At 61.3% G+C, this 26612-nt stretch carries 24 protein-coding genes; 19 read left to right on the top strand and 5 right to left on the bottom strand.

The features are described 5' to 3' along the window. Nucleotides 1–17 precede the first annotated feature (17 nt). The 13 genes from VGU25_03050 to VGU25_02990 all read left to right on the top strand — a co-directional run bounded on the left by VGU25_03050 (nt 18) and on the right by VGU25_02990 (nt 13070). Nucleotides 18–371 carry a hypothetical protein gene (locus VGU25_03050; protein ID HEV2576168.1) on the top strand — a complete coding sequence of 118 codons (354 nt, stop codon included), beginning with the start codon at nt 18–20 and terminating at the stop codon, nt 369–371. Between the two features lies 1 nt (nt 372). Continuing rightward, nucleotides 373–678 (top strand): transcriptional regulator, encoded by a 306-nt coding sequence (locus VGU25_03045; protein ID HEV2576167.1) that lies wholly within the window; start codon nt 373–375, stop codon nt 676–678. A 26-nt stretch (nt 679–704) separates the two neighbouring features. Continuing rightward, the gene (locus tag VGU25_03040) at nt 705–1214 is read left to right on the top strand and encodes an NAD(P)H-dependent oxidoreductase subunit E (protein HEV2576166.1); all 510 of its coding nucleotides are present in this window, start codon (nt 705–707) and stop codon (nt 1212–1214) included. Then, nucleotides 1214–2548 carry an NADH-quinone oxidoreductase subunit NuoF gene (gene nuoF / locus VGU25_03035; GenBank protein ID HEV2576165.1) on the top strand — a complete coding sequence of 445 codons (1335 nt, stop codon included), beginning with the start codon at nt 1214–1216 and terminating at the stop codon, nt 2546–2548. The genes VGU25_03040 and nuoF overlap by 1 nt, the downstream gene beginning before the upstream one ends. Further along, nucleotides 2532–3272: a thioredoxin domain-containing protein gene (locus VGU25_03030; GenBank protein ID HEV2576164.1), complete on the top strand. Its 741-nt coding sequence runs from the start codon at nt 2532–2534 to the stop codon at nt 3270–3272. Before nuoF ends, VGU25_03030 begins: the two co-directional genes overlap by 17 nt. Before the next feature lie 9 nt (nt 3273–3281). Continuing rightward, nucleotides 3282–5669 (top strand): molybdopterin-dependent oxidoreductase, encoded by a 2388-nt coding sequence (locus tag VGU25_03025; GenBank protein HEV2576163.1) that lies wholly within the window; start codon nt 3282–3284, stop codon nt 5667–5669. A 6-nt stretch (nt 5670–5675) separates the two neighbouring features. After that, nucleotides 5676–6737, top strand: a complete 1062-nt coding sequence (nuoH, locus tag VGU25_03020; GenBank protein HEV2576162.1) for an NADH-quinone oxidoreductase subunit NuoH — start codon at nt 5676–5678, stop codon at nt 6735–6737. A 106-nt stretch (nt 6738–6843) separates the two neighbouring features. Continuing rightward, nucleotides 6844–7359, top strand: coding sequence for an NADH-quinone oxidoreductase subunit J (locus VGU25_03015; protein HEV2576161.1), 516 nt, complete (start codon nt 6844–6846; stop codon nt 7357–7359). 4 nt (nt 7360–7363) lie between these two features. Further along, nucleotides 7364–7498: a hypothetical protein gene (locus tag VGU25_03010; protein ID HEV2576160.1), complete on the top strand. Its 135-nt coding sequence runs from the start codon at nt 7364–7366 to the stop codon at nt 7496–7498. Then, on the top strand, nt 7499–7801 hold the full coding sequence (gene nuoK / locus VGU25_03005) for an NADH-quinone oxidoreductase subunit NuoK (GenBank protein ID HEV2576159.1): 303 nt from the start codon (nt 7499–7501) through the stop codon (nt 7799–7801). Nucleotides 7802–7819: 18 nt separating this feature from the next. Continuing rightward, the gene (gene nuoL / locus VGU25_03000) at nt 7820–9922 is read left to right on the top strand and encodes an NADH-quinone oxidoreductase subunit L (GenBank protein HEV2576158.1); all 2103 of its coding nucleotides are present in this window, start codon (nt 7820–7822) and stop codon (nt 9920–9922) included. After that, on the top strand, nt 9919–11547 hold the full coding sequence (locus VGU25_02995; protein HEV2576157.1) for an NADH-quinone oxidoreductase subunit M: 1629 nt from the start codon (nt 9919–9921) through the stop codon (nt 11545–11547). The genes nuoL and VGU25_02995 overlap by 4 nt, the downstream gene beginning before the upstream one ends. After that, entirely contained in the window at nt 11547–13070 is a 1524-nt protein-coding gene (locus tag VGU25_02990; GenBank protein ID HEV2576156.1) for an NADH-quinone oxidoreductase subunit N, read from the top strand. The genes VGU25_02995 and VGU25_02990 overlap by 1 nt, the downstream gene beginning before the upstream one ends. Nucleotides 13071–13142: 72 nt before the next feature. Here the strand turns inward: VGU25_02990 and VGU25_02985 are convergent, their stop codons facing one another. The 4 genes from VGU25_02985 to VGU25_02970 form a co-directional block, all read right to left on the bottom strand. Beyond that, entirely contained in the window at nt 13143–13454 is a 312-nt protein-coding gene (locus VGU25_02985; protein HEV2576155.1) for an ATP synthase F0 subunit C, read from the bottom strand. 148 nt (nt 13455–13602) lie between these two features. Further along, nucleotides 13603–14334, bottom strand: a complete 732-nt coding sequence (gene atpB, locus VGU25_02980; GenBank protein ID HEV2576154.1) for a F0F1 ATP synthase subunit A — start codon at nt 14332–14334, stop codon at nt 13603–13605. A 76-nt stretch (nt 14335–14410) separates the two neighbouring features. Next, nucleotides 14411–14818, bottom strand: coding sequence for an ATP synthase subunit I (locus VGU25_02975; GenBank protein ID HEV2576153.1), 408 nt, complete (start codon nt 14816–14818; stop codon nt 14411–14413). Between the two features lie 2 nt (nt 14819–14820). Continuing rightward, complete coding sequence (locus tag VGU25_02970; protein HEV2576152.1) at nt 14821–15066, bottom strand: AtpZ/AtpI family protein; 246 nt, start codon at nt 15064–15066, stop codon at nt 14821–14823. An 88-nt stretch (nt 15067–15154) separates the two neighbouring features. Here VGU25_02970 and lysS point away from each other — a divergent pair, with 88 nt between their 5' ends. After that, complete coding sequence (gene lysS, locus VGU25_02965; protein HEV2576151.1) at nt 15155–17026, top strand: lysine--tRNA ligase; 1872 nt, start codon at nt 15155–15157, stop codon at nt 17024–17026. Here lysS and VGU25_02960 read toward each other — a convergent pair whose 3' ends face one another. Beyond that, the gene (locus VGU25_02960) at nt 17027–18151 is read right to left on the bottom strand and encodes a PLP-dependent aminotransferase family protein (GenBank protein HEV2576150.1); all 1125 of its coding nucleotides are present in this window, start codon (nt 18149–18151) and stop codon (nt 17027–17029) included. Nucleotides 18152–18249: 98 nt separating this feature from the next. Between VGU25_02960 and VGU25_02955 the strand changes: the two genes are divergently transcribed. Genes VGU25_02955 through VGU25_02935 form a run of 5 tightly spaced genes read left to right on the top strand, consistent with a single transcriptional unit; the run spans nt 18250 to nt 26559 of the window. Beyond that, complete coding sequence (locus tag VGU25_02955; GenBank protein HEV2576149.1) at nt 18250–19056, top strand: TIGR00282 family metallophosphoesterase; 807 nt, start codon at nt 18250–18252, stop codon at nt 19054–19056. A gap of 47 nt (nt 19057–19103) precedes the next feature. After that, the gene (locus VGU25_02950; GenBank protein HEV2576148.1) at nt 19104–22436 is read left to right on the top strand and encodes a twin-arginine translocation signal domain-containing protein; all 3333 of its coding nucleotides are present in this window, start codon (nt 19104–19106) and stop codon (nt 22434–22436) included. Nucleotides 22437–22466: 30 nt separating this feature from the next. Then, on the top strand, nt 22467–23927 hold the full coding sequence (locus tag VGU25_02945; protein ID HEV2576147.1) for an FAD-linked oxidase C-terminal domain-containing protein: 1461 nt from the start codon (nt 22467–22469) through the stop codon (nt 23925–23927). After that, on the top strand, nt 23927–25126 hold the full coding sequence (locus VGU25_02940) for an FAD-binding oxidoreductase (GenBank protein ID HEV2576146.1): 1200 nt from the start codon (nt 23927–23929) through the stop codon (nt 25124–25126). The genes VGU25_02945 and VGU25_02940 overlap by 1 nt, the downstream gene beginning before the upstream one ends. Beyond that, a complete protein-coding gene (locus tag VGU25_02935) occupies nt 25126–26559 on the top strand; it encodes a heterodisulfide reductase-related iron-sulfur binding cluster (protein HEV2576145.1) in 1434 nt (477 codons plus the stop codon). The genes VGU25_02940 and VGU25_02935 overlap by 1 nt, the downstream gene beginning before the upstream one ends. Nucleotides 26560–26612 lie beyond the last annotated feature (53 nt).

Raw genomic sequence — 26612 nt, 5'->3', positions numbered from 1 at the left:
GGTCGAAAGGAGGAGTGATGACTATTTATTTTTTGGTCGCTGTCGTGCTCGTGCTGTACGTGGCACTTACCGTCCTTCTCATTCGTAAGTACCTACGCACCCATAACACAGGTTTCCTCTGGCTTGGCGCTGCAATTGTTCTCTGGCCAAGTCTGATGGATCTCTTTCGATACGTTTTCATCTCGCCCGTAATCCACGGTCATTCCGCTCCGGGATTGTTGGGTGCATTGCTCAGCAGCAGCCATGTATCCCCAGGCGTGTTGTTGGTTTCGGTCTCCAACATAGAGAATTCAATTCGATTGCTACTCCTCATCATCGCTGTTGTTTTTCTCAGTCGCCCCTCGATTCGGAGCGCGGCGATGATCGCATAACGTGGAGCAATCACTCCACACCGAACTTTGGACCTCCTGGGCGTCACTGCTTCGCAGCTACGCAGCCGCTCACGGACTGAACAGTACGCAGCACGCAGTTGTTGAAGTAAGTGCAGACGAAATCACCCTCCGCGTGGGCAGCCGCTGGATTCGCTTCACGCCGAACGAGGTAACCGCCAGCAACCATTCGCCGCTCGCGTTTCACTTGAACGAGGACGGCACAGCAACGGTAGGCAATCAACCGCAACAGGAGATGGACATCGCCGCTGAACAGTTCGCCCGCGAGATCCTGATCCCTAATTTTTGATTTCTGTTTTCTGATCTCTGATTCTTATGGCCGCCATCGCCAACACGATTTTTTCTCCCGAGCTCGCCGCACGCTTTGACAAGCTGGTGACGCTCTATCCAGTCAAGCGCTCGGCGCTCGTGCCCATGCTGCTCTACGCGCAGGATGAGGTCGGCTACGTCTCGGACGAGGTTGTCGCCGAGCTTGCACAGCGGCTCGACATCCTCGAGCTCGATGTGCGCAACGTGCTGAGCTACTACTCGATGCTGCGCACCAAGCCCGCGGGTAAATACAACGTGCAGATTTGTACCAACATCTCGTGCATGCTGCGCGGTGGCTATGAGTTGCTGGACCACTGCAAGCACCGGCTTGGCGTAGGTCACAAGGGCGTGACGCCGGATGGGTTGTTCTCGCTTGAAGAAGTCGAGTGCATCGGCGCGTGCTGCTGGGCTCCGGCCGCGCAGGTGAACTACGACTTCCACGAATTCCTGACGCCCGAGAAGATGGATCAGGTGCTGGACGACTACGCTGCCGGCCGCGGAAAGGACGTGAAGTAATGCCGAATTCCGTCAGCCATCCCGACGAGGTGATCGTGCTCAAGCGGCGCTTCGGCCAGGGCGCGTCCGATATCGATAAGTACCTTGAGCTCGACGGCTATAAAGCGACGCAGCTTGCTCTCGAAAAAGGCCCGGAGTGGATCATCAACGAGATGAAAGCCAGTGGCCTCCGCGGGCGCGGCGGCGCAGGTTTTCCGACCGGTCTGAAGTGGAGCTTTGTGCCCAAGCAGAGCGAGAAGCCGAAGTACGTGCTTGTAAATGGTGATGAGTCCGAGCCGGGCACGTGCAAGGACCACGTCATCTTTATCGACGACCCGCACGCGATCATCGAGGGTACGATGATTGCCGGACTCGCGATTGGCGCGAAGATGGGGTTCATCTATCTGCGCGGCGAGTATCGCTACCTGCTGAAGATTATGGAGAAGGCCGTCGCGGACGCGTATGCGAAGGGCTTCCTGGGCAAGAACATCTTCGGCAAGGATGGCGTGGACTTCGACATCGTGACGCAGACCGGCGCGGGCGCGTATGAGGTCGGAGAAGAGTCTGCGCTGATGGAGTCGCTCGAGGGCAAGCGTGGCGTTCCGCGCATCAAGCCGCCCTTCCCTGCTGTTGTGGGTTTATACGGCGGGCCTACCGTCATCAACAACGCGGAGACGATTGCGAGCGTGCCGCACATTCTGCTGATGGGCGGCGAGGCGTACGCGAAGCTCGGCACGGAGCGCAACGGCGGAACGCGGCTGTTTGGCATCAGCGGGCATGTGAACAAGCCCGGCGTGTACGAGCTGCCGATGGGCTACTCGCTGCGCAAGGCGATCTACGAGGTCGCGGGTGGCATCAAGGACGGTAAGCAGTTGAAGGCGGTTGTCCCCGGCGGATCATCCTGCCCGGTGCTCAAGGCCGATGAGATTGATGTCGGGCTGGACTTCGACCAGATGGCGAAGGCTGGAACGATGCTCGGATCCGGTGGCATCGTTGTTCTCGACGAGACGGTGTCCATCGTTGAGTTCGCGATGCGGGTCATCAAGTTCTATCAGCATGAGAGTTGCGGTTGGTGCATTCCCTGCCGCGAAGGCACGGACTGGCTGAAGAAGACGCTGGTGCGCTTCCATGCCGGCGGCGGCAACAAGAAGGACATCGACAACATTCAGTATCTGGCCGAGAACATGATGGGCCGCACCTTCTGCCCGCTCGGCGATGCGGCAGCGATGCCTACGCTCGGGTTTGTGAAGAAGTTCCGCTCGGAGTTTGAGGAGTATCTCGAGGGCAAGCGCACGGAGCCGCTGCTCATTCAGATTCAGCCGGTCGGCGAACCCGAACTTGCTGGAGCTCATTGATCGCGTGAAACCGCAAAGCACAGAGAGGAGGATGACGATGCGTTGGTCTCAAATGATGCGATATGCAAGTCTCGCAGCCGCTTTATGTCTGCCCGTTGCTGCTCGCGCACAATTCACCTCGCAGGCTCCGACGGGCGTCCTGAAGAATCTCTCGCTGCTCAAACCGCCAGGAAACAGCAAGGTCGCCATCGTCGTGTTTGAAGACCTTGGATGTCCGCACTGCGCCGCAGCTCATCCGATCGAATTGAAAGCCGCAGCAGAGACCCACGTTCCCATTGAGCGTTACGACCTCCCAATCCCGAGCCATGTCTGGACATTCGAAGGGGCCGTGTGCGCCCGCTACATTGAGGATCGGATCAATCCCCAGCTCGCGAACCAGTTCCGCACCGATCTCTTCGCTGCACAGATGTCCATCTCGAGCAAGGAGGACGTGCTGCAGTTTACTCGGATGTGGTTGCAACGCCACGGGAAGCAGATGCCCTTCCTAGTTGACCCCGATGGTTCACTGGCAAAGCAGGTTAACGCGGACGTCGATTTGGGACGCCGGTTGAACGTTGGCTGGACTCCTACAATCGTCGTGGTCACCGACCATAAACAGCAGGTGATCTGCGGGGCGAACGCGGAAAGCGGCGATCCCAGAAACATCGTCCCTGTCGTCGAAGCAGCGCTTGCTCAGGTTCAGTCGCAGCCTCATGCCACCAAGCACACAGAGGCTATCCATTAGAGGAAACTCATGCCAGACGTATCGTTCACAGTAGACGGCCAGAAGCTCACCGCACCCGCGGGCACGCTGCTTATTGACGCGTGCAAGTCCGCGGGGATTGAGGTGCCGGCCTTCTGTTATTACCCCGGGCTCTCACTGCAGGCTGCCTGCCGCATGTGTGTGGTGCGCATTGAGAAGATGCCGAAGCTGCAAACCGCCTGCACTACGCCTGTGACTGAAGGCATGGTTGTTGCGACGGAGTCGCCGGAGATCGCGCAGGCGCGCAAGGCGACGCTGCAGCTTCTGCTGGGCAATCATCCGCTCGACTGCCCCGTGTGCGATGCAGGTGGTGAGTGCGAACTGCAGGACATGACATTCAAGTATGGGGCGGCAGACAGCTTCTACACGGAGCCCAAGAACCACCGCGACGAGCAGCAGTGGTCGCCGGTCGTGTTCTTCGATCGGCCGCGCTGCATTCTGTGCTACCGCTGCGTGCGCATGTGCGGCGAGGGCATGGACGTCTTCGCGTTGGGCATTCAGAACCGCGGCAGCTCATCGGTGATCGCGCCGAACGTTCCGGCCGATCTTTCGCCGGACCATCTCGCACGCGTGGATTGCGAACAATGCGGGATGTGCATCGACGCTTGCCCGGTGGGCGCGCTGACCTCCGGCACCTACCGCTACAAGACGCGGCCCTGGGAGATGAACCACGTCGCGACTATCTGCACACACTGCGGCGATGGCTGCAAGACCACGCTTGGCGTACGCGCGGTAAGCGAAGGCGCGGAAATCATCCGCGGCGATAACCGCGACAAGAGCGGCATGAACGGCGACTTTCTATGCAACAAAGGCCGCTATGCATTTGACTTTGCGAACAACACTGAGCGCCTGACGCAGCCGCTGGTTCGCAAGGATGGAAAACTGACGCCTGTGTCATGGGAAGACGCGCTTACCTTCGCGGGCAACAAGCTGCGTGAGCTGCGGGACACGCGCGGGCCGCAGTCGCTTGGCGTCATCGGCTCGAACCGCACGACGAACGAAGAGAATTATCTGCTCCAGAAATTCGCGCGCACAGTGCTGGGGACAAACAACATCGACCATCACCGCACGGCCGATTTCGTCACCCTCGCGGCTGCTCTGCAGGGCACGACGGGCCGCTTTGCTTCCCAGCGCGACGTGGCGAACGCACCGGCGATTCTGCTGGTTGGAGGCGACCCGACGAACCAGGCGCCGCTTACGGCATGGAACATTCGCACGAACGTTCGGCTGAACAAAGCGCACGTATACGTCGCGAATACAGAAGAGATCAAGCTGCGGCGGCAAGCGCACGCGTTCATCCAGGTCGCGCCGTTTGCTTATGGCAGCTTCGTCAGCTATCTGGCCGGAGACGATAGCGCTGCAAGCGCGGCTTCGGTGATCGCGCAGGCAGATGAACTCTCCAACTTGCGCACAGCGGTGCTTGGTGAGGAGAAGCTTGTCGTGCTCGTGGGCAATGAGCTGCGCGATGGCGAGCTTGCGCGGCTGGTCAACACCCTGCCAAATGCAAAATTTGCCTGCATGGCTGATTACGCAAACTCGCACGGAGCATCGGATATGGGTTTACTACCCGACGTGCTCCCGGGTTATCAGCCGCTTTCAGGTTCGGCACTTGGCGCTGAGTACAACTCTCCCTCGACTCCTGGCCTGGATATGCTTGCGATGTTCGACGCAGCAAACGCCGGCAACCTGGCGGCGCTGTACGTCGTCGGATCGAACCCGGTGGCGCGATACGGAGTTACGCCGGAGGCGCTCCGGAATACGTTTCTCATCGTGCAGGATCTTTTCCTGACCGAAACCGCGGCAATCGCAGATGTCGTGCTGCCCGCGGCAATGCTGTACGAGAAGTCCGGCACGGTCACCAATAGCTACGGTGATATCCAGCTCGTCAACAAAGCCGCTGATAAAGCTGGCACACGACCAGATTTCGAGCTCATCGTCCGGCTCGCGGACAAGATGGGCCATCCCGTCAAGACACTCGTTCCGTTTGGCAAGCGCGGGATCCGGGCAGACATCGGCCAATCTCGCGGCGCGCAATCTGGCGAAGCCGACCGCCATGCCGTGTGGCTCACCGCGCAGAATCTCGAGCCCAAGCTTTCGCCATTTGATCCGTTCGCGATCCTGGACGAGATTCAGCGCCTCGTTCCCGGTTACGACAAGCTGCTGCGCCTGCAATTGTTCAGCGGAAATGATCAGCATCTCACGCCGGCAGGCTCCGGCCTGATCCAGATTTCGAACGCGACCTCCCGTAAAGATCTGGTCCTGCCGTCGTCCGACACGCTCTTTACCTCGGGCTCGCTCACGAAGTACTCGCCCATGCTCCTCGACATCCAGAAGCACCAGCAGCGCGAAGTCGCCGACCACTTCGCGGAAGCCGACTAGACTGACATGCATAACTTTGAAATCTTTTTGCTGATCAGCATTATCAAGATCGTCGTCGTGCTGGGCATCACGCTCACCGCGGTTGCCTACACCGTGCTGCTGGAGCGCAAGGTCCTGGGCCGCCTACAGAACCGGTGGGGACCTTCGCGGGTCGGGCCGTTTGGAATGCTGCAGCCGTTAGCTGACGGGATCAAGCTCTTCCTGAAGGAAGATATGATGCCGCTTGCGGTTGAGCGCCCGCTCTTCATCCTGGCGCCGCTCATCGCGCTTTCGTGCGCGCTCGTCTCGATCTCAATGGTGCCGTATGCAAAGGTGACGCCGTTCACCTTCCACGGTGTCACCGTCGATCTCGGCCAGATCTCGGACGTCAACATCGGTCTGCTGGTCATCCTGGGCATAACCTCGATCGGGGTCTATGGGGTGGCGCTCTCAGGCTGGAGCTCGAACAATAAATACTCGCTCTTCGGTTCCCTGCGCGCCTCTGCCCAACTGGTCAGCTATGAGCTAGCGCTTGGGCTTTCGCTGGTGGGCGTGGTCCTGCGGTCGGGCTCGCTCTCATTGCGCCACATTGTGGACGTACAGTCGCCGCATGGGCTGCTGTCGTGGAACTTCTTTGGCGGCTTCCAGTTCGTCGCGTTCTTCATCTACATAATGGCGGCGTATGCGGAGACGAACCGTACCCCCTTTGACCTGCCCGAAGCCGAGAGTGAGCTCGTCGCTGGTTATCACACTGAATATTCGTCGATGAAGTTTGCGATGTTTTTCATGGCCGAGTACGCGAACATGATTACCGTCGCGTGCGTCGCTACCCTGCTCTTCTTCGGCGGCGCCACATCGCCCTTCGGCCATATCTTCGACAACATTTTGAACGGGCCGGTGATCGGCACGCTTCTGTCCATCTTCTGGTTTGTCGTAAAGATTCTCGCGTTTCTCCTGCTCTATATCTGGGTGCGTGGAACGCTTCCGCGCTTCCGTTATGACCAGCTCATGAACTTCGGCTGGAAGTTTCTTATGCCCGTCGCCATCCTGAACATCCTGGCGACGGCCCTGGCACTCGCGTATCGCTAGCTAAAAACAGCTTGCGCGCCATCGAATCGGCCCGCATCTGTTCAGGCTGCGCGTTTTACAATCGAAAGTACACGCGTACGTAAGAAAGAGCTTAAAGACAGCAACGATGGAACTTGCCCTGTTCATCATCTTCGGTCTGCTCGCGGTCGCAGGAGCGCTCAACCTTCTGCTGCAGCGCCACCCGATTAACTCAGCGCTCTCGCTCATCGTCGTGATGATGTCGCTCGCGGTGCTCTACTGGTCGCTGGGCGCGGAGTTCCTGGCGGCTGCGCAGGTGATCGTCTACTCCGGCGCCATCATGGTGCTGTTCGTTTTCGTCATCATGCTGCTGAATGCCGGCGAAGAAGATACCAGCCCCGCGTCGAAATTCTCGCGCGCTGCAACGATCGCGGGCTTTCCCGGTGCGGCAGCGATCTTCTGCCTGCTGACGTTCGTCTTTCTCTCGGAGCGCGATCACCTCGGCGCCGTTCCCATCGGTGGCTACCTCACCGGCGCCGTGAACAACATCGAGGTTCTCTCGCACACCCTCTTCACCTCACAGTTGCTGCCGTTCGAAGTCACTTCGATCCTGATCCTTGTCGCGATTCTCGGCGCAGTCGTCCTCGCCAGGAAGGAGCAGTAGCCGCATGTGCTCATCTCTCGCCATGGCTCTGTTCTTCACCGGATCTCGCGAGTCCTGGCTGTCGTTTGCTGCCGGCGTCGTTGCGGGTTTGGCCGTGGTTTTGATCTCCAAACGCCTTCGCCGTAAGGAGGACCGCTAAATGGTCCCCACCTCGTACTACCTCATCCTCGGGGCCGTGCTCTTCTCGATTGGCGTCTGTTCCTTTCTGATCAGGCGCAATGTGATCACGATTTTCATGTCGATCGAGCTGATGCTCAACGCCGTCAACCTGACCTTCGTTGCGTTTGCGCACATGTGGCACCGCATTGAGGGCCAGATCTTCGTCTTTTTCGTCATGGTCGTTGCAGCGGCAGAGGCCGCTGTCGGTCTGGCGATTATCATCGCGCTCTTCCGCGCCCGTCAGACCTTGAACGTCGATCAGGTCAACCTTATGAAGGATTAACGAGCCCGCACAAAACGCATGAACGATACCCTGCTCTGGCTCATACCGACTCTTCCCTTCGCCGGCTTCCTTATCAACGGAACGCTCGGCCGCAGGTTTCCGCGGGCGCTTGTCTCGACCGTGGCACTGCTCTTCACGCTGGTGCCTGCACTCATCGTTTTGAAGCTGTGGCTGTACATGAAATCGGCTGGGGCGCCGGATCACTTTACGTTGACGGGCGCGCCGTGGATCGCCATCAGCGGTTTCCAGGTCAATTTCGCCTTTGCGATCGACCACCTCACGCTGATCATGCTCGGCGTCGTCACTGGCGTAGGGTTCCTGATTCACGTCTATTCGGTGGGCTACATGGCTGAGGAAGAAGGCTACTGGCGCTTCTTCGCGTACCTCAACCTCTTTATGTTCTTCATGCTGGTGCTCGTGCTCGCATCCAGCTTCCTTTTGCTCTTCGTTGGGTGGGAGGGCGTCGGCCTAGCGTCCTACCTGCTCATCGGCTTCTACTTCAAGCGCGACTCCGCTGCAAACGCCGGCAAGAAAGCCTTCATCGTCAACCGCATCGGCGACTTCGGCTTCCTGCTTGCAATGTTTCTGCTCATCGCGCACTTCGGCTCCCTCGATTTCGCCAACGTCTTTGGCCAGGTCAACTCCGCTCCCGGTCTCACGGGGGGCTTCCTCACCGCCATCTGCCTTTTGCTCTTTGTCGGAGCAGCCGGGAAATCCGCCCAGATCCCGCTGTACATCTGGTTGCCCGATGCGATGGAAGGCCCCACACCGGTTTCCGCTCTGATCCATGCGGCGACCATGGTCACGGCCGGCGTTTACATGGTCGCGCGCTGCCATGTGCTGTTCGATCGCTCGCCCTTCACGCTCGCAGTCGTCGCCATCATTGGCTGCGCTACAGCGTTTTTCGCTGCCACTATCGGCACCGTGCAGCACGACATCAAGCGTGTGCTCGCCTACTCCACCGTCTCGCAGCTCGGCTACATGTTCCTTGGCTGCGGCGTAGCAGCGTACTCCGCCGGCATCTTCCACCTGATGACGCACGCCTTCTTCAAGGCGCTGCTCTTCCTTGCGGCCGGCTCGGTCATTCATGCGCTAAGCGGCGAGCAGGATATGCGCAACATGGGCGGCTTGCGCAAGCGCATCCCTATCACCTTCTGGACCATGACCGCTGCGGTTTTCGCCATCTGCGGCGTCTTTCCCTTCGCCGGCTTCTACTCCAAGGACGAGATCCTCTACCAGACCTTCATCCGCGGGGGCGCGCTCGGCTACACGCTCTGGGCCGTCGGCCTCATTACCGCCGGCATCACCTCGTTCTACATGTTCCGCCTCTGGTTCAAGACGTTTTTCGGTGAGCCGCGTTTCGACGAAGCCGCACTCGCTCACGGCCACGGCGCACATGCGGATCACGACGAGGACCTCGCTCCCGTCCACCTCCACCGCGACACCCACGCCGTCATGCTCGCCGAACCCGAGGGGCCCGAGCACGACAAAGCTCAGGCCGCACATCCGCACGGTGTCCATGAGTCGCCTGCCGTCATGTGGGTCCCGCTCGCTATCCTCGCCATCCTCTCCATCATCGGCGGCTGGGTCGGCGTCCCTGCCGCACTCGGCGGCCATAACGAGTTCGAGCACTTCCTGGAGCCCGTCTTCGCCACGGGTGCGGCCACTGTGCTCCCCGCGCCCGCAACTTCGCACGCGCTCGAGCTTTCGCTCGCTGCCATCTCACTGCTCGTCGTCGCTATCGGCTTCTTCGTCGCCTACATCTTCTACTACCGGAAGCCGGGCACCGCTGCAGCACTCGCCGCACGCTTCCATGGCCTCTACTCTCTGCTCGATCACAAGTACTGGGTGGATGAGATCTACGGCCGTCTGATCGTCTCGCCGCTGCTCATGCTCTCGCGCATCGTTCTCGGCGGTCTGGTTGATGGAATCGTCGTGCAAGGAAGTGCTGCAACGCTGGCCGGCGGCACCCGCGGGCTCGGCTGGCTTGCCCGCCGCATGCAGTCCGGAAACATTCGCTCCTACGCAGGATGGCTGGCGTTCGGAGCCGCCGTCGTCATCGCTATCGTTCTCTTCGTCGTCGCCACCCAACCTACGCACGCCATCACACTGACTCGATGAATCTCGACCATTCCATTCTTACGCTGCTTATCCTCACGCCATTAGTCGGCGCGATCATCGTCGCGCTAATTCCGGACCGCGAGGAAGGCTCGAAGCTACACCACATCGTCGCGCTTGTCGTCACGCTTCTTACGCTGGCGTTCGCGCTGCACCTGCCGGCGCACTTCGATTACGCGAGTTTCGGCCGCTTCCAGTTTGAGCAAAACGCCGATTGGATCGCATCTCCTGCAATCCGCTATCACCTTGGCGTCGACGGCCTGTCGATGTGGCTAGTTGTGCTCGCCGGCGTACTGGCTCCGCTGGGCGTGCTTTGCTCGTGGAACGCGATCCGCTCGCGCTCGCGCCTCTTCTTCACTCTGTTCCTGCTCCAGCAGGTCGCGATGATCGGCATCTTCGTCTCGCTCGACCTGTTCCTCTATTACGGTTTCTGGGAACTCTCGCTCGTTCCCATGGCGCTGCTCATCGCAACTTTCGGCCGTACCGAGAACCGCCGCCGCGCTGCCATCAAGTTCTTCCTCTACACCTTCATTCCGTCTGCACTGCTGCTCGTCGGAATGATCTGGCTGTACGCGCAGACCGGCACGTTCGATCTGCCAACCTTGCAGACGCTCGCTCAGCAGCACGCGATCTCGACAAACGGGTCCGCTCTCCTGCTCTGCTCACTTGCGTTCCTTTTCGCCTTCGGCGTGAAGGTGCCGATCTTCCCGCTGCACGGCTGGTTATCTGACGCCGTGCAGGAGGCCCCCACGGCCGCCGTCATGGTGATTGCGGGCAAACTCGGGCTTTATTCCATCCTTCGCTTCAGCTTCAGCATCTTCCCGGATCAATCCCGGCAGCTCGCTCCTCTGCTCATCGCCCTCGGCGCCATCGGCATCGTCTACGGCGCACTCATTGCTCTGGTCCAGACTGACCTGAAGAAGCTCGCCTCGTTCGCCACGCTCAGCGCTAACAGCTTCATTGTGCTCGGCATCTTCACCTTCACCATCTCCGGTCTCGACGGCGGCACGTACCAGATTCTCAACGAGTCACTCATTGGCGCTGCGCTCTTCATTCTTCTGGGCCTGCTTTATGAGCGTTACGGCACCTACGACATGCGCGACTACGGCGGCCTCGCGGCGCGTCATCCGTGGATGGTGACCTTCTTCGTCATCACCGGACTCGCGGCCGTCGGCCTCCCGATGCTCTCCGGCTTCGTCGGCGAGTTCCTGATCCTCTCCGGCGCGATGCAGACCTTCGTCGCCCACCATGTACTCTGGACCGTCGTCGGCACCACGGGCGTGATCTTCTCAGCCGCATACATGCTCTGGATGATTCAGCGCGTCTTTTACGGCTCGCTGGGACTCCGGCCTGAGGAAGTTCCTGGCTGGGACATTAGCGCCCGCGAGCACGTAGAGCTCTGGCCGCTGGCCCTGCTCTTCCTCGTCATGGGCGTGTTCTCGCCTTACTGGACGAAGGGGATCCAGACCTACACAACTTCAATTGCCTCTCGCCAGACTCAGCCGCTTCCGGGCACGTCTGCCGTGGACAGACCAGAGGCACAGCCCACCGGCTTTGTCGATCCCAACCTCGGCGCGGCCGCGCTCGGCAAACAGGCTCCGGCCATCAATAAAGGAGCCCACTACTAATGCCCACATCGCTCCTGTCCGTTCTTCCCGAAGTCATCCTTGTCGTGGCGGGCGTGATCATCATGCTCGCCGAACCAACGATCGCTCCCGGCCGCTCGCGCAAACCGCTCGGTTGGCTCGCAATCCTCGGCACACTCGGCGCCGGCGCTGCGACCGTCTACCAGCACAGCCTCTTCGGCCAGTTCCAGTGGCGCACGATCAGCGCGTTCTACGGCACCGTGCAGATCGACGACTTCTCGGTCTTCTTCCACCTGCTCATCGCCGCAATCGTTCTCGTCACGCTGCTCGCCACACTCGACTACTTCGATGGCACGCCCAATTCCCACGCCGGTGAGTTCTATGCGCTGATGCTCTTCGGCGCGAGCGGCATGATGTTCATGACCTGCTCGGTCGAACTGCTAATGGTCTTCATCGGGCTCGAGATCTCCTCGATCTCCACCTACATCATGGCCGGCTTCCGCAAAGGCCAGGCCACTGCATCGGAGTCTTCGCTGAAGTACTTCCTGCTTGGCAGCTTCGCGACGGCATTCTTCCTCTACGGCATCGCGCTCTGCTTCGGCGCGACCGGTTCCACCTCAATCGCCGCGATCCACAACGGCATCGCAACCACCACCACACCCCACCTCGCGATCCTTGCGATCGCAATGGTGCTGATCGGCCTCGGCTTCAAGGTGTCCCTCGCTCCGTTTCACGTCTGGACTCCTGACGTCTACCAGGGCGCTCCCGCTCCTGTCGTCGGCATGATGTCTACCGCCCCAAAGGCTGCTGCCTTCGCTGTGCTTTTGCGCTTCCTCTTCAACGGCATGCCCGCTCTTCGGCCGCACTGGATTGCGCTTATCGAGATCCTTGCTGTCGCCAGCATGTGCATCGGCAATCTCGGCGCGCTCGTACAGCGTGACGTCAAGCGCCTGCTCGCTTACTCCTCCATCGCGCATGCCGGGTATCTGCTCGTCGCTTTCAGCTCCACACGCGAAAACGCCATCTCCGCCGCGCTCTTCTATACCGCTGCCTACGCCGCGATGAATGTAGGCGCGTTCCTCGTCCTTACAGCCGCTTCAGGCTACAGCGAAGAGTCGCGCACGATCGACGACTACACTGGACTCGCGTTGCACCGGCCAGGCCTCGCCGCCCTGCTCAGCTTCTTCCTCATCTCCCTGATTGGGATTCCTTTTACCGGCGGATTCTTTGGCAAGTTCTATTCGTTTACAGCAGCCATGTACACGGGCCATGTGTGGCTCGCGGTCATCGGACTTCTCAACTCCGGCATCGCGTGCTTCTACTACCTGCGTCTGCTCGCGGCCCTGTACACGCGGCCGGTAACTGCGACTGAATCCACGCTCCCCACGCGCAAGGTCGCGATTCCTGCGGGCATCGCGCTTGCGGCCACTGCGCTCGCAACGTTGTTCCTCGGGATCGCTCCTGGCCGGGTGCTGCATCTCACTCAACGCTCGACTCCGGTCACGCTCCCCGTCACACCGGCGCCCAATCCAGAAGCCGTCCAGACGCCTGCAACCGGCGAGTAACTCCACAGCGAAATCGGGCCAAACAGAAAGGCCTCCGCATCGCGGAGGCCTTCTTACTGGCTTGCGTAAAGCTTAGGCGTGAACCTTCAAGAAGATGATGACGAAGGTGAACAGCGCCAGCGACTCGATGAACGCGAGGCCGAGAATCAGGAAGAGAAAGATTCCAGGGCGTGCGCCGGGGTTGCGGGCCAGCGCCTCGGCCGACGAGGCCGTTGCGCGTCCCTGTCCGAGACCGCAGAGTCCGGCCGCCAAGGCCATTCCCAGGCCCGCCGCCAGTGGAACCCACTGCGACGCCGGGCTGTACTGCCCCGTCGCCTGCGCGAAGGCCGGCGAGGCAATCAGCATCGCGGCCAGTGACATAAAGAGATATTGCAGCTTACGCATTCGTACTCCATGCTCCCGTTATCTCGCCATCAGTGGGTGGTTGAGGCTCACCTGACTGGCCCCCTCACGCTGAACGGCGGAAGTACCCACCGCGAAGAGGGAGCACCCCCTCGCGGGATCTTTGCGCGGCAGACTTCGCCGCTAATTTCTAATGCTCGTGCGCGACAGCCAGCCCAAGGTAGATCGCTCCAAGCACCGCGAACACATACGCCTGCACAATCGCAACGCCAAGGTGCAGTCCGAGGAACACCAGCGGAACACCAATGGGCACCAGCGAGAAGAACGCGATCGTCAGCAGGTCGCCGGCGAACATGTTCGCGTAAAGACGAACCGTGAGCGAGAGGATACGCGCGAAGTGCGAGATGATCTCGATCGGGAACAGCAGCCAGTACAGCCACCACACGGGTCCAAGGAACTGCTTGATGTACGCGCCCTTGTTCACGCGGATACCGTGGTAGTGGTAGTACAGAAAAGTCACGACCGCAAAACCGAGCGGCACGGAGGGATTCGCCGTGGGCGACTCCAGTCCCGGAATCAAACCCACCAGATTGCACAGCAGGATGAACAGGAAGAGCGCCGTCAGATAGCTCGTAAAGCGCTCATACCCGTGACCGATGATGGCCTCGCTCTGCTCCTCGACTCCCTCATTCAGCAACTCCGCGAGATGCTGCAGTCCGTTCGGCTTCTCCACGCTCAGCGAAGCCCGCACGAGCACGAAGTAAACCAGCAGGATCAGAAACACCAGCAGCTCCATCGCTACTGCATTCGTAATCGGAGCGTTCGCATAGGCCGGAGTGACGTGAAAAACAGCGAGCAGCCCGTCCACCTGGCGGGCAAAGAAGTGGTTCAAAAGACGCGTGAACAAAAGCTGAGTCGGCATAGAAACTTCAGAAAACCTACGTCGAAATCTAGTCCTGGAGGCGGTTCAATTCGTGAGCTTCAGATGCCGCAGGCGACTAAACTGTCCACGATCTCACCAGCCTCAGCGCCTCAATTGTCAGGGCAACCATGCCCAATGCGAGGCCCGCGGCAAGCGCGTAAACAGAACCATCCAGATACTTAAGACTAACATACAGAGCCACAAGAGCGATCCCCAGCCGCATGAAGAAACCCACCAGCACGGTGCCCACCGGACGCGGCTCCGCGCCGGCATCCATGCGGCTGATCACCACCGCCATCAGCCGCATCCACTCCCACAGGCCGGTCGCCGAAATCACAGCCCCCACCGCCAGCAGCAACGCGCTCTGCCAGCCCAGCTTCCACCACGCCAGCGATACTCCGGCCACTGCGATGATCGCCAGCAGACGCAGCGCGCGCAACATCGTCTGCCGCACATCCTCGTCGGTCAGTCCCGCCAGTTCCACGCCTAATTGCCCTTCTTCATAAACTTCGACGCCGTCTGGAAGATCTGCACAAACCCGGCGATCGCCCCCACAATAATCCCAACAATCTGGATCCAATCCGTATGGAAGTGATGGTCCAGCAGCATCCCGATGAACCATCCAATCAGGCAGCCCGCCGGCAGCGCCAGCGCAAGCTGAACCATCGACTCCGCCTGCACCAGGCTGCCGAAAATCCCGCCGCCTTTCTGCTTCTGTCCATCATCCGCCATCGCCAAACCTTACCATCCGCCGCAGCCGTGCCGCCACTCGCCGATATACTGAAGCCTCATACGTCTCCAGCAAAGTGAGCCCTCCAGATTGTCCCAGTTTGAAAGTGAATTCGAACGAAATCTCTACGCACAGCGTCAGGAAAAGCTGCGCGAGATCTCCGCCATCGGCCAGCGCCTTGGCCTCACCACCGCCGAAAGCATCTATCCCAACCGCTTCCCTGCGGCCGACGAGCCCATCCCCTTCGCGCACATCCCCGACCTACTCGCGCGCTACGACTCCGAATCCGCGCCGGTCTCCGCAGAGACCCTCGAAGCTGAACATCCCGAGTTCGCCGTCGCCGGGCGCATTATGTCCATCCGCCTCCAGGGCAAGGCCGGCTTCGCGCATCTGCAACAAGGCGGCAAGCGGCTTCAGATTTACGTTCGCAAGGACGACGTCGGTGAGGACATCTTCGCGCTCTACAAACTGCTCGACCTCGGCGACCACATCGGCGTGCGCGGCCATCTCATGCGCACCCGCACGGGCGAGCTCACACTGAAAGCCCTGCCCGCCGGCAGCAAGCCCGCCATCAGCTTCCTCTCAAAAGCGATGATCGCGCTGCCCGACAAGTACCACGGCCTCGAGGACGTCGAACTCCGCTACCGCCAGCGCTACGTCGACCTCATCATGAATTCCGGCACGCTCGCAAAGCAGGAGCAGGCCACAAATCCGGGTGCCCCGCCCACACGAAGCCCAGGCATCCTGAGCGCTGACAAAAAAGCTGTCATTCTGAGCGAAGGCTCGCTCCGCGAGCCGGAGTCGAAGAACCCCGCGACCGCTGACCCCACCGCGGCAGCAGAACCCATTTCCACCACGAACGCCGAACCCGAATCTCCCCGTAACGTCCGCGACGTCTTCGTCAAACGCGCCGCGATCCTCCGCGCCATCCGCCGCTTCTTCGACGACCGCGGCTACCTCGAAGTCGAAACGCCGATGATGCACACCATCGCCGGCGGCGCCGCGGCGCGTCCCTTCCGCACGCACCACAACGCGCTCGATATCGGCCTCTCGCTTCGCATCGCGCCCGAACTCTACCTCAAGCGGCTCGTCGTCGGTGGGCTGGATCGTGTCTACGAAATTAACCGAAACTTCCGCAACGAGGGCGTCAGCACGCAGCACAACCCCGAATTCACCATGCTCGAGTTCTATCAGGCCTACGCCAATTACCACGACTTGATGGACCTCACTCAGGAGCTCATCACCACCGTCGCGAAGGAAGTGAACGGAACTGCGATCACGAACTTCAACGGCAACGAGATCGATCTGAGCAAGTGGCAGAAGCTCTCGATGCGTGAGGCGATCGTTAAGTTCTGGCCGAAAAATTTTGGGACGGCACCAACGGAGAAGTCGTTTGACACGATTGAAAATGTTCGCGCTCTCTATCTCCAACTGCTCGCGGGCGACTTCAACATCGGCCATCCAGACTACGGTCCATCAGCCGGCAATTTGGGAAAGCTTATTGCAGAGCTGTTCGAGTTCCTTGCCGAAGAACACCTCATCCAACCCACCATCATTTACGACTTCCCGCTTGCCGTCTCTCCTCTCAGCAAGGTCAAGCCCGACGAGCCCGACTGGGTCGAGCGCTTCGAGTTCTACATCGGCGGCTTCGAAGTCGGCAACGCCTTCTCCGAGCTCAACGACCCCGACGACCAGCGCCGCCGCTTCGAAGATCAACTGAAAGAACGCGACCGCGGCGACGATGAAGCCCATCAGATGGACGAGGACTACGTTCGCGCTCTCAGCTTCGGTCTCCCACCGACAGCAGGCGAAGGCATCGGCATCGACCGTCTCACCATGATCCTCACCGGCGCGCGCTCCATCCGAGATGTCATCCTCTTCCCACTCATGCGTCCGATCAACAAAACAGTCGCTGATGAAGACGAAGGAGATGGCCACACGCACGGCGAGTCCGCCGAGTAATCACGCCATTCTCTTCGTGTAGCCCATCTCTTGCCGCTGCGCCTGTTTCATAAAACCTTCCAGCACCCCAGCCACCCGCGCGACCCCCTCCAGCGCCCGCGCGCGCTCCACTTCTGCGCCAAGCGCCAGCCGCAGCCCATGCCTGTACTCCGGCGCCGCCGCGCACCACTGCCCGTTCGTCACGATCACACCTTCTGATTTGATCGCGCCCTCGATATCGCTCGGCTCAACATCCTCCGGCAGCCGCACCCATACATGCCAGGCCGCCGCGGCTCCCGGCGCGCACAGTCTTCCCAGCGAAGCACGCGCGGCCTTGTTGCGCTCGCGCCCCTCTGCGCGCTTCGCCTTAATCAACTCATCAAGTACGCCCTCTTCGCACATCTTCAGCGCGGCCATATTCTGGGGCACATCCGTGCCCGTCGCCGTGCAGCGCAACGACGCCTCAATCGACGCTGCCGCATTCTCCGGCGCAATCAGAAATCCCGTCCTCGCACCCGGCGCCAGGCTCTTCGCCAATCCGCGCACATAATAGGTGCGCTCCGGCGCGAGGTCCGCATAACTCGGCGGAGCATTCTCCTCCATAAACCCGTATGCGTCGTCCTCGATGATCGTCAGCTGAAACTGGCGCGCAATCTCCACAATCTCCACGCGCCGCTGCTCCGGCGTCACAAACCCTAGCGGATTCTGCACCGTCGGCATCGTGAAGATCCCGTGCACCGGCTCCAGCTCCTGCCGCTTGCGCTCGCATAGTTCCCGCAACGCCTCCGGCACAATGCCCTCGTCATCCACAAGACACGCGACCACCGACGTCTTCGTCATCCAGCACTGATCCAAAAATCCCGGATACGTGTTGCCCTCGACAGCGACGCGCGTTCCTGCCAGCCCGGACGCCATCAGCGAATTCAGCGTTCCATGATGTCCGCCGCACGTCACCCACACACGACTCAACGGGTATCCGAGCCACCGCGCCGCCCGCTCCCGCAGCTTCGGCTCAACAGTTCGAAACGACGGCCGCAAAGACTCCACAGACTGCGATCCAGACTCAGCCAAGGCTGCCTCCAGATAGCGCGACCACATCTCCTGCTGACCGGGTAGAAGGGGGAAGTTCCACACCAGGTCGATCATGTCTATCAGTGTGTCACCTTTCCGCCCAGGCGGGCTCAAAAACCGCTATCTCACCGACTCGCTGACTTCTTAACTTGTTAGCCGTATAAACTCGTCCAGTGAAGATTCTGTTTGTAGGCGACATATTTGGCTCCGCCGGCCGCCACATTGCACATGAACACATCCCGCATCTGGTTGAAACACACGCGGTTGACCTCCTCATCATCAATGGCGAAAACGCCGCTGGCGGCTTCGGCCTCACACCGGCCATCGCCGAAGAGCTCTTCGACCTCGGCGCACACGTCATCACCACCGGCAACCACATCTGGGACAAGAAAGAGATCTTCGAATACATCGCAGTTCCTGAAAACTCTGACTCGCGCGGTCGCCGCGTCATTCGTCCTGCGAACTATGCGCATGGCACGCCCGGCTTCGGCTTCTACCAGGGAACACTGCCCAACGGCCCCGCCTACGCGGTCATTAATCTGCAAGGCCGGGTCTTCATGTCCTCCTGCGACGATCCCTTTCGCAAAGCCGACGACCTCCTTACTGAAATCCGCGAGAGGTCCGGCGCGCGCGTCATCCTCCTTGATTTCCACGCCGAGGCCACCAGCGAAAAGGTCGCGCTCGGCTGGTATCTCGACGGCCGCGTCACCGCCGTGCTCGGCACACACACCCACATTCCCACCGCTGATGAACGTGTGCTTCCCAACGGCACCGCCTTTCAGACCGATGTCGGCATGTCCGGCCCTTACGACTCCGTCATCGGCGTCGAGACCGAGATGGTTCTCAAGCGCTTCCTCACCGGCATGCCCGGCAAGTTCGAAGCCGCCAAGGGCAACCCGAAACTCTGCGCCACACTCATCGATTGCGACGGCGCAACCGGCCGCGCCCGTTCCGTTCAGCGCATCATGCTCGGCGAGTAGCCTCAGCATCGCGCTCGAGAAATACACTCGTCTAAACTCACGGGTACATGTCTGACAGCCTCTCCCGCCGCGCCTTCCTTCAGACCACAGCCGCACTCACCACCGCCGCAGCCATCACTCCCGCACTGGCGCTGCCCGCGGAAACAAAGCCGACCGAACTCCCCTACCCTGAGAACGGCACGCTCATCCCCGACGAAGGCTGGCGCCTCTGGATCGATGACAAGGCCGAGTGGCAGAACGACGACATCTTTCTCCCTGAAGACATCAGCTGGATCGATGGCAAGCTCTGCGCGAAAGGCCAACCGCTTCCCGTCAATTCACCCACGGGCGGCTGGTCAACACTCACGCATGACACCGGCCTCGAGGTCACACTCCCGACCTCCGTCGAGCAACACTTCTGGGGCAAGTACGGCAGTCGTCCCTACACACCCGAGGAATACCGTTATGCGGCGACGACCCCGCCAGTTCCTCCGGCGGATGACTCAGTTCCGCAGAACGGCGCCTACTTCGGCGTCTCCTGGTTCCACCGCCGCATCGACATCCCGGCCGAGTACCGCGGCAAGCGCATCTTCCTCCACATCCGCGGCGCCCACCTCCGCGCCGAGGTCTACCTCAACCAGAAGCTCGTCGGCTACTCCATCATGGAGGAGCTTCCCTTCGAGTGCGACTGCACCGACGCCGCCAACCCCGGTGGCGACAACCACCTCGCCATCCGCATCACCAACCCCTTCGGCCGCTTCGACTGGGTCGACGGCCTCAACGCCAAATGGGGCAAGGTTTCTCTCTACCGCTCCCACGGCTTCGGCGCGCTCGATCGCGGCATCACGCTCAGTGGGCATGGTGACGTTCGCATCAAAGATGCCTGGGTGCTCAACACACCGCGAAAGAACACTGCCATCGCATACGTGACGCTCGACCGACGAAACTCGAAAGCTATCGGCAACGCAACTGTCCACTTCGAGGTCATCGATCCACAGACTGGAGCAGTCGTAGGCCGCTCAGTCAACATGCAAGGCATTACGGACGCTGGAAGCATCACCTCGGTGAAGCAGGAGATCGGTGCAGAGACTGCGACAGCATGGGACCTGAATCATCCAAAGCTTTACTGGCTGCGGATGACATTGAATTCTGAGGCTGGCGCCGACACCCGCACCATCGCCTTCGCCTTCCGCTCCTTCACGATCACCGGCGTCGACCCCAACAACCCGAACTCCAACGCCGTCTTCCGCCTCAACGGCAAGCGCACAAAGATCTACACCGCAATCTCCTGGGGCTACTGGGGGCTCAACGGCATGTTCCCCGTCCCCGAACTCGCCGAGAAAGAAGTCCGCGCCGCGCAGGCCCTCGGCCTCAACTGCCTCAACTTCCACCGCAATCTCGCCAAGGAAGACGTCCTCCGCTGGCACGACCGCCTCGGCGTCCTCCGCTACATGGAGCCCGGCGCCGGCAAGATGGCCATCGGCAAGCTGCCGCCCAAAACCGCCTCCAACGCCGCCGGCACCGTGATGGAGAAACCCACCACCGAAGCCGACAAGTTTGCGCAGCGCTACATGTTCACCAAGTGCGTCGAGATGGTGAAAGCCTTCCGCTCGCACCCCTCCGTCATCGAGTACTGCCTGCAAAACGAGCTCGGCGCCGACCTCAAGAATCCCGACACGCTCGCCATCCTCAAAGCCATGCACGACGAAGACCCCTCGCGCTGCGTCGTGCTCAACGACGGCTTCGTCGCCCGCGGCGCCGCGCAAGCCTGGTACGAACCCTGGAATGATCAGCTAAAAGAGGGCAAACTCCATCGCTCCGACGAAGAAAAATGGGGCGACTGGTGGAACAACCACCAGGGCGCCGGCGATCAGTGGTACGACGAGTTCTACAAATCACCCACCGACTACACCTACAACATCAACCTCCGCAACGTCCTCACCGAGTACGGCGAAATGGAAGGCTGCGCCCGCCCCGACATCCACGGCCTCATGGTCCACCAGATCACCGAGACCTACAAAAAATACGGCGGCGCCGCATCTCACGGAGCCAGCTACGACCTCGCCGACCACGAAGAGATCATCGCCGGCTACAACCGCTTCCTCGACAAGTGGGGCTTCCGCAAATCCTTCCCCACACCCGACCACGTCTTCCGCGCCCTCGGCCGCACCTGCTACGAGTCCTGGCAAAACTACATGGAGAACGCGCGCATCAACGACGCGCTCGACTTCGCCGCCATCTCCGGCTGGGAGTCCACCGCCATTGAAAACCACTCCGGCATCGTCGATAACCTGCGCAACCACAAGTCCGACCCGCACCTCATCGGCGACACACTCCAACCCATCCGCCCCTGCGCGAAGCAGCGCGCACTCTCCGTCGAGCTCGGCAAACCTGCAACCTTCGACCTCTTCCTCTTCAATGACTCGCACCAACCCTCCACCGGCACCCTCACCTTCTCGATGATCACGCCGAGCAACAAGCGCATCGAACTCAAGACTCTCCCGGCACCGACCAACCAAACACTCGATCAGTTCAGCTATCTACTCGAAGAAGCCTTCACCACACCGCCACTCACCGAAGAAGGCCTCTATCGCTTCAAGTTCGCACTCTCATCGGTACCACTCGCGACACAGAAGAAAGAGCTCTGGGTCACGAAGCCGCAAACGAACGATTGCCTCAAGCCGATGAGTATTGCCGTTTCCGGAATCTCACCATCTCTGCGCAACCAGCTTGAGGCGCTCAGTAACACCATCGGCTGCTTTGAAGTTGTCGACTTTAAGCCCAACGCAACTTACAGGGCAATCATCTCCTCCGGCATCACCTCGCACACCCAGGCCGAGGGCCAGGTCGGCGAGACCACCGGCCTCGAAGCCGCACCGCCGATGAAGCCCGGCCACACACCCGAGCCCGGTGAAGAAGCCCAGGTCATCGCGCTCGGCCATCTCCAAACGGGCATCCTCGACGCCGTCCGTGCCGGCACGCCACTCCTCGCCATCCCCCCAACCGACACACTCTCCGAAGGCGTCGCCAAAGAGCTCGCCGCTGCCGGAGCCTTCACCTACCGCGGCGCTGTCGGCGACTTCCGCGCTCCCTGGATGGGCAACTGGTACTTCGTCCGCGAGCACACACTCTTCTCCGGCCTCCCACAAAACTGCGCCCTCGGCGGCTTCTACCAATGCAAAGGCCGCCCCTCCAATGGCCTCCTCATCGATCAATCCCCCAACGGCGCACCCATGGAAGTCGTCGTTGGCTATTCACGCGACCACGATCGCAACGTCGGTGCCGGCACCTTCACCACGCGCCTCGGGAAAGGCAAAGTCCTCTTCCATCGCTGCCCCGACTTCCACCCTGTCCTCCAGCAACGCTTTCTCGCCAACGCACTCCGCTGGCTCACGACCTAACACCGCAACCACCCGCGATACCATAAGGTCGTGATCCCATCGCAAGTCATCGCTGAACTCCGAGCAGCCGTCGGCGATGCAAACCTCATCATCGATCGCACCCAACTCCAGACCTACGAGTGCGACGGCCTCACAAACTTCCGTGCCGTTCCAGGCGCCGTCGTCCTGCCGCGCGAAGCCGCACAAGTCGAAGCCGCCGTCCGCGTCTGCGCAAAGCACAACATCCCCTTCGTCGCACGCGGCGCAGGCACCGGCCTCAGCGGCGGCGCGCTCCCCACTCCCGGCTGCATCGTCATCGGTCTCGCACGCATGAACCGCGTGCTCTCCATCGATCTTGAAAACGCACTCATCACCGTCGAGCCCGGTGTCACCAACTCGCAGGTCACCGATCTCGTCCGCAGCGCCGGCTTTTTCTACGCGCCCGATCCCTCATCACAAATCGTCTGCACCATCGGCGGCAACCTTGCCGAAAACGCCGGCGGCGCGCACTGCCTCAAATACGGCTTCACCACCACGCACGTTCTCGGCTGTGAAGTTCTTCTTCCCACCGGCGAACTCGTCTGGCTTGGTTCTCCAACGGGTGTGCCTGACACACCGGGCTACGACCTCCCAGGCGTTTTCATCGGCAGCGAAGGCACACTCGGCGTCGCCACCAAGGCCGTGCTTCGCATCGTCCGTCGTCCGCAATGCGTGCAAACTCTTCTCGCCGCATTCGACTCCAGCACCGCCGCCGGCCAGACCGTCTCCGACATCATCGCCGCCGGCATGCTTCCCTCCGCCATGGAGATGATGGACCGCATCTCCATCTTCGCCGCCGAAGCCGCCGTCCACGCCGGCTATCCCGACTGCGAATGTCTCCTGCTCGTCGAGCTCGACGGCCCCATCGACGAAGTCAACACCCAGATGCGGCGCGTCCGCGAGCTCTGCACAAAGAACGGCGCATGGGAACAGCGTCTCGCGCAATCTGACACCGAACGCGCTCTCGTCTGGAAGGGCCGCAAAGCCGCCTTCGCAGCCATGGGCCGCGTCTCGCCCAACTACATCGTGCAGGACGGCGTCATCCCCCGCACACAGCTTCCTTCCGTACTCGCGCGCATGCAGGAAATGTCCGCCGAAACCGGCCTTCGCATCGCCAATGTCTTCCACGCCGGCGACGGCAACCTCCACCCGATGGTCCTCTACGACGGCTCGCACGAAGGCGAAGAAGCTCGCGCCCTCGATCTCTCCTATAAAATCCTGGAGCTCTGCGTCGATGCCGGCGGCTCCATCACCGGCGAGCATGGCGTCGGCCGCGAAAAACAATGTGTCATGAGCTACATGTTCGCCCAGCCCGACCTCGCCACCATGCATCGCGTTCGTCACGCGTTCGATCCGCACAACATCGCGAACCCGGAAAAGCTCTTCCCTACGCCACGCCTCTGCGGCGAGCGCTCCGGCGGCAACTACGCGCCGCATCCCATCGAAGCCGCCGGGCTCGCGGAGGTCTTTTGATGCTCGCCTCCCTTTCGGAACTCAATATCGACGCCCACGACCATGACGGCGTCACGGTCCTCTCACCTGCAAACGCCGATGAAGTCATCGCGATCCTTCGCGCAGCCAATGCAGAGTCCCTCGCCGTCGAGCCCACCGGTGGCCGCTCCAAACTCACCTGGGGATCACGCGTTACACCACGCCTCCAACTCAACATACAAAAACTCTCCGGCATCCGCGAGCACGTCTGGCAGGACATGACCGCCACCGTCGCCGCCGGCACACCGTGGTCCACCATGCAGCGCGAGCTCGCACGCCATAACCAGCGCGTTGCACTCGATCCCGTCTTCCCCGATCGCGCCACCGTCGGCGGCGTCATCGCCACCAACGACTCCGGCGTCCTGCGCCGCCGCTACGGCTCGCTCCGCGACCTCGTCCTCGGCATGACCATCGTTCTCGCCGACGGCACCATCGCGCGCTCCGGAGGCAAGGTCGTCAAGAACGTCGCCGGCTACGATCTTCCCAAGCTCCTAACCGGTTCCTTCGGCACACTCGGCATCATCACAGAGGTCACTTTCCGCCTGCATCCGCTGCCCGCGAGCACACTCAACCTCACCGCGCGCTCCGCCTCCATCACGCAGCTCGCGGACCTCATGCACCGCGTCACTGCCGCTCCACTCAGCCTCGAAGCCATGCAACTGCGCAACGAGGAAGCCGACTTCGCGCTCGACATCCAGCTCGCCTCCGAACCAGACGCCCTCACCAATCAAGAGCGCCAACTCCGCGAACTCGCACAAAACTGCACGCTCATTCCCTCAGATCAAAACATCTGGTCCGCACACGAGCGACTCTTCGCCGAACCTGATGCAACCGTCCTCAAAATCGCCAGCCTTCCCGCGAAGCTCTCCGCAATCGTCGGTGCCGCCGCCGTACTCAACATAGAACCAAATACACGTGCACACTGCGTTGCCGAACCCACCGGCATCGCCACCGTCGCCTTCTCCGCCACACCCGAAAACCTCGCCGTGCTCACCGAAGACCTACGCGCTCGCCTCCGTGCTCACGGTGGCAGCGCTATCCTCCTTCGCCGCGGACTGCTCCCACACTCCGTGAACTCCTGGGGCGACCCGCCAGCGGCCATCGAACTCATGCGCGCCATCAAGAACGAGTTCGACCCCAACCGCATCCTCAACCCCGGCCGCTTCGTCGGAGGCATCTGATGCCACGCACTCCCGAAGCCCTGCCAACCCACGAAGCCACCGGCCTCGCTACGCAATCCGCACTCACGCAAATCACCACCTCCACGCGTCCCAGCTCGTTCGACACCCACAACCCACCCGAGCCAGCCCTGATAGACAAGTGCGTTCACTGCGGCTTCTGCCTTCCTGCCTGCCCCACGTACGCGCTCTGGGGTGAAGAGATGGACTCTCCGCGCGGGCGCATCTGGCTCATGCGCAAAGCCGCCACGGGCGAAGCCCCGCTCGACGAAATCTTTCAAACGCACATCGACCGTTGCCTCGGCTGCATGGCCTGCATGACCGCCTGCCCGTCCGGCGTCGAGTACAACAAGCTCATCGAAGACACACGGGGCCAGGTCGAGCGCCAGGCCGAACGCACGGGCTCGCGCTCGCTCTCGGATCGGCTCTTCCGCAAGCTCCTCTTCGCCACCTTCCCGCATCCGCGCCGTCTCCGCGCACTCGGTCTTCCACTCGCGATCTACCAGCGCACCGGCCTGCAAAATCTCGTCCGCGGCAGCGGTCTCCTCAACCTTCTGCCTGCTCGTCTCCGCTCCATGGAAGCGCTACTTCCGCCCGTCCCGCTCAACCCTTTCCACTCGCTCCCGCACACCGTCGCCTCCAGCAACCGATCCCGCGGCCGCGTCGCCATGCTCACCGGCTGCGTGCAGGACGCCTACTTCGGTCACGTCAACGCCGCCACCGCGCGCGTCCTCGCTGCCGAAGGCTTCGAGGTCATCATCCCCAAATCGCAAGGTTGCTGCGGCGCACTTATGGTGCATTCCGGTCTCGAGGACGCGGCCCAAAGCTACGCGAAGGATATGATCGCCAGCTTCGAATCCGCGAACGTCGACACCATCGTCATCAACGCCGCCGGCTGCGGCAGCACCATGAAGGAGTACGCGCACCTCCTCCGCAACAACCCCGCCTGGGCCGCGCGCGCCGCTGCCTTCTCCGCCAAATGCAAAGACATCAGCGAGGTCCTCGCTGCCGTCGAGCCCATCGCTCCGCGCCGTCCGATCAATCTCCGCGTCGCGTATCACGACGCCTGTCATCTCCGTCATGCGCAAGGCATCTTCGCGCAACCACGCGCTCTCCTCGCACAAATTCCCGAACTCACCGTCGAAGAAATCGCTGAATCCAATCTCTGCTGCGGCTCCGCCGGCGTCTACAACCTCCTCAACCCCGAGCCCGCGAACGAACTCGGCGACCGCAAGGTCTCGCACCTGCTCGCCACCGGCGCCGACGCCGTCATCAGCGCCAACCCCGGCTGTCTTTTGCAACTCATGAACGGCCTTCGCCGCCGCAGCGCCGCCGAACTTCCCACGTTTCACATGGTCGAACTCCTCGACGCCTCCATCCGCGGCCTCACCGTTGACCAACTCCTCCACGGCCCACGCTCGCTCGACGTCAACTAATCGCCACGATCAGGGGTTGCCCCATTCGTCGCGCGCCTTTGCGCGATCGGTGG

The sequence above is a fragment of the Acidobacteriaceae bacterium genome (assembly GCA_035944135.1).
GTDB lineage: Bacteria > Acidobacteriota > Terriglobia > Terriglobales > Acidobacteriaceae > Granulicella.
The sequence above is the reverse complement of the archived record's forward strand: the minus strand, read 5'-3'. Positions and strand labels throughout refer to the sequence as shown.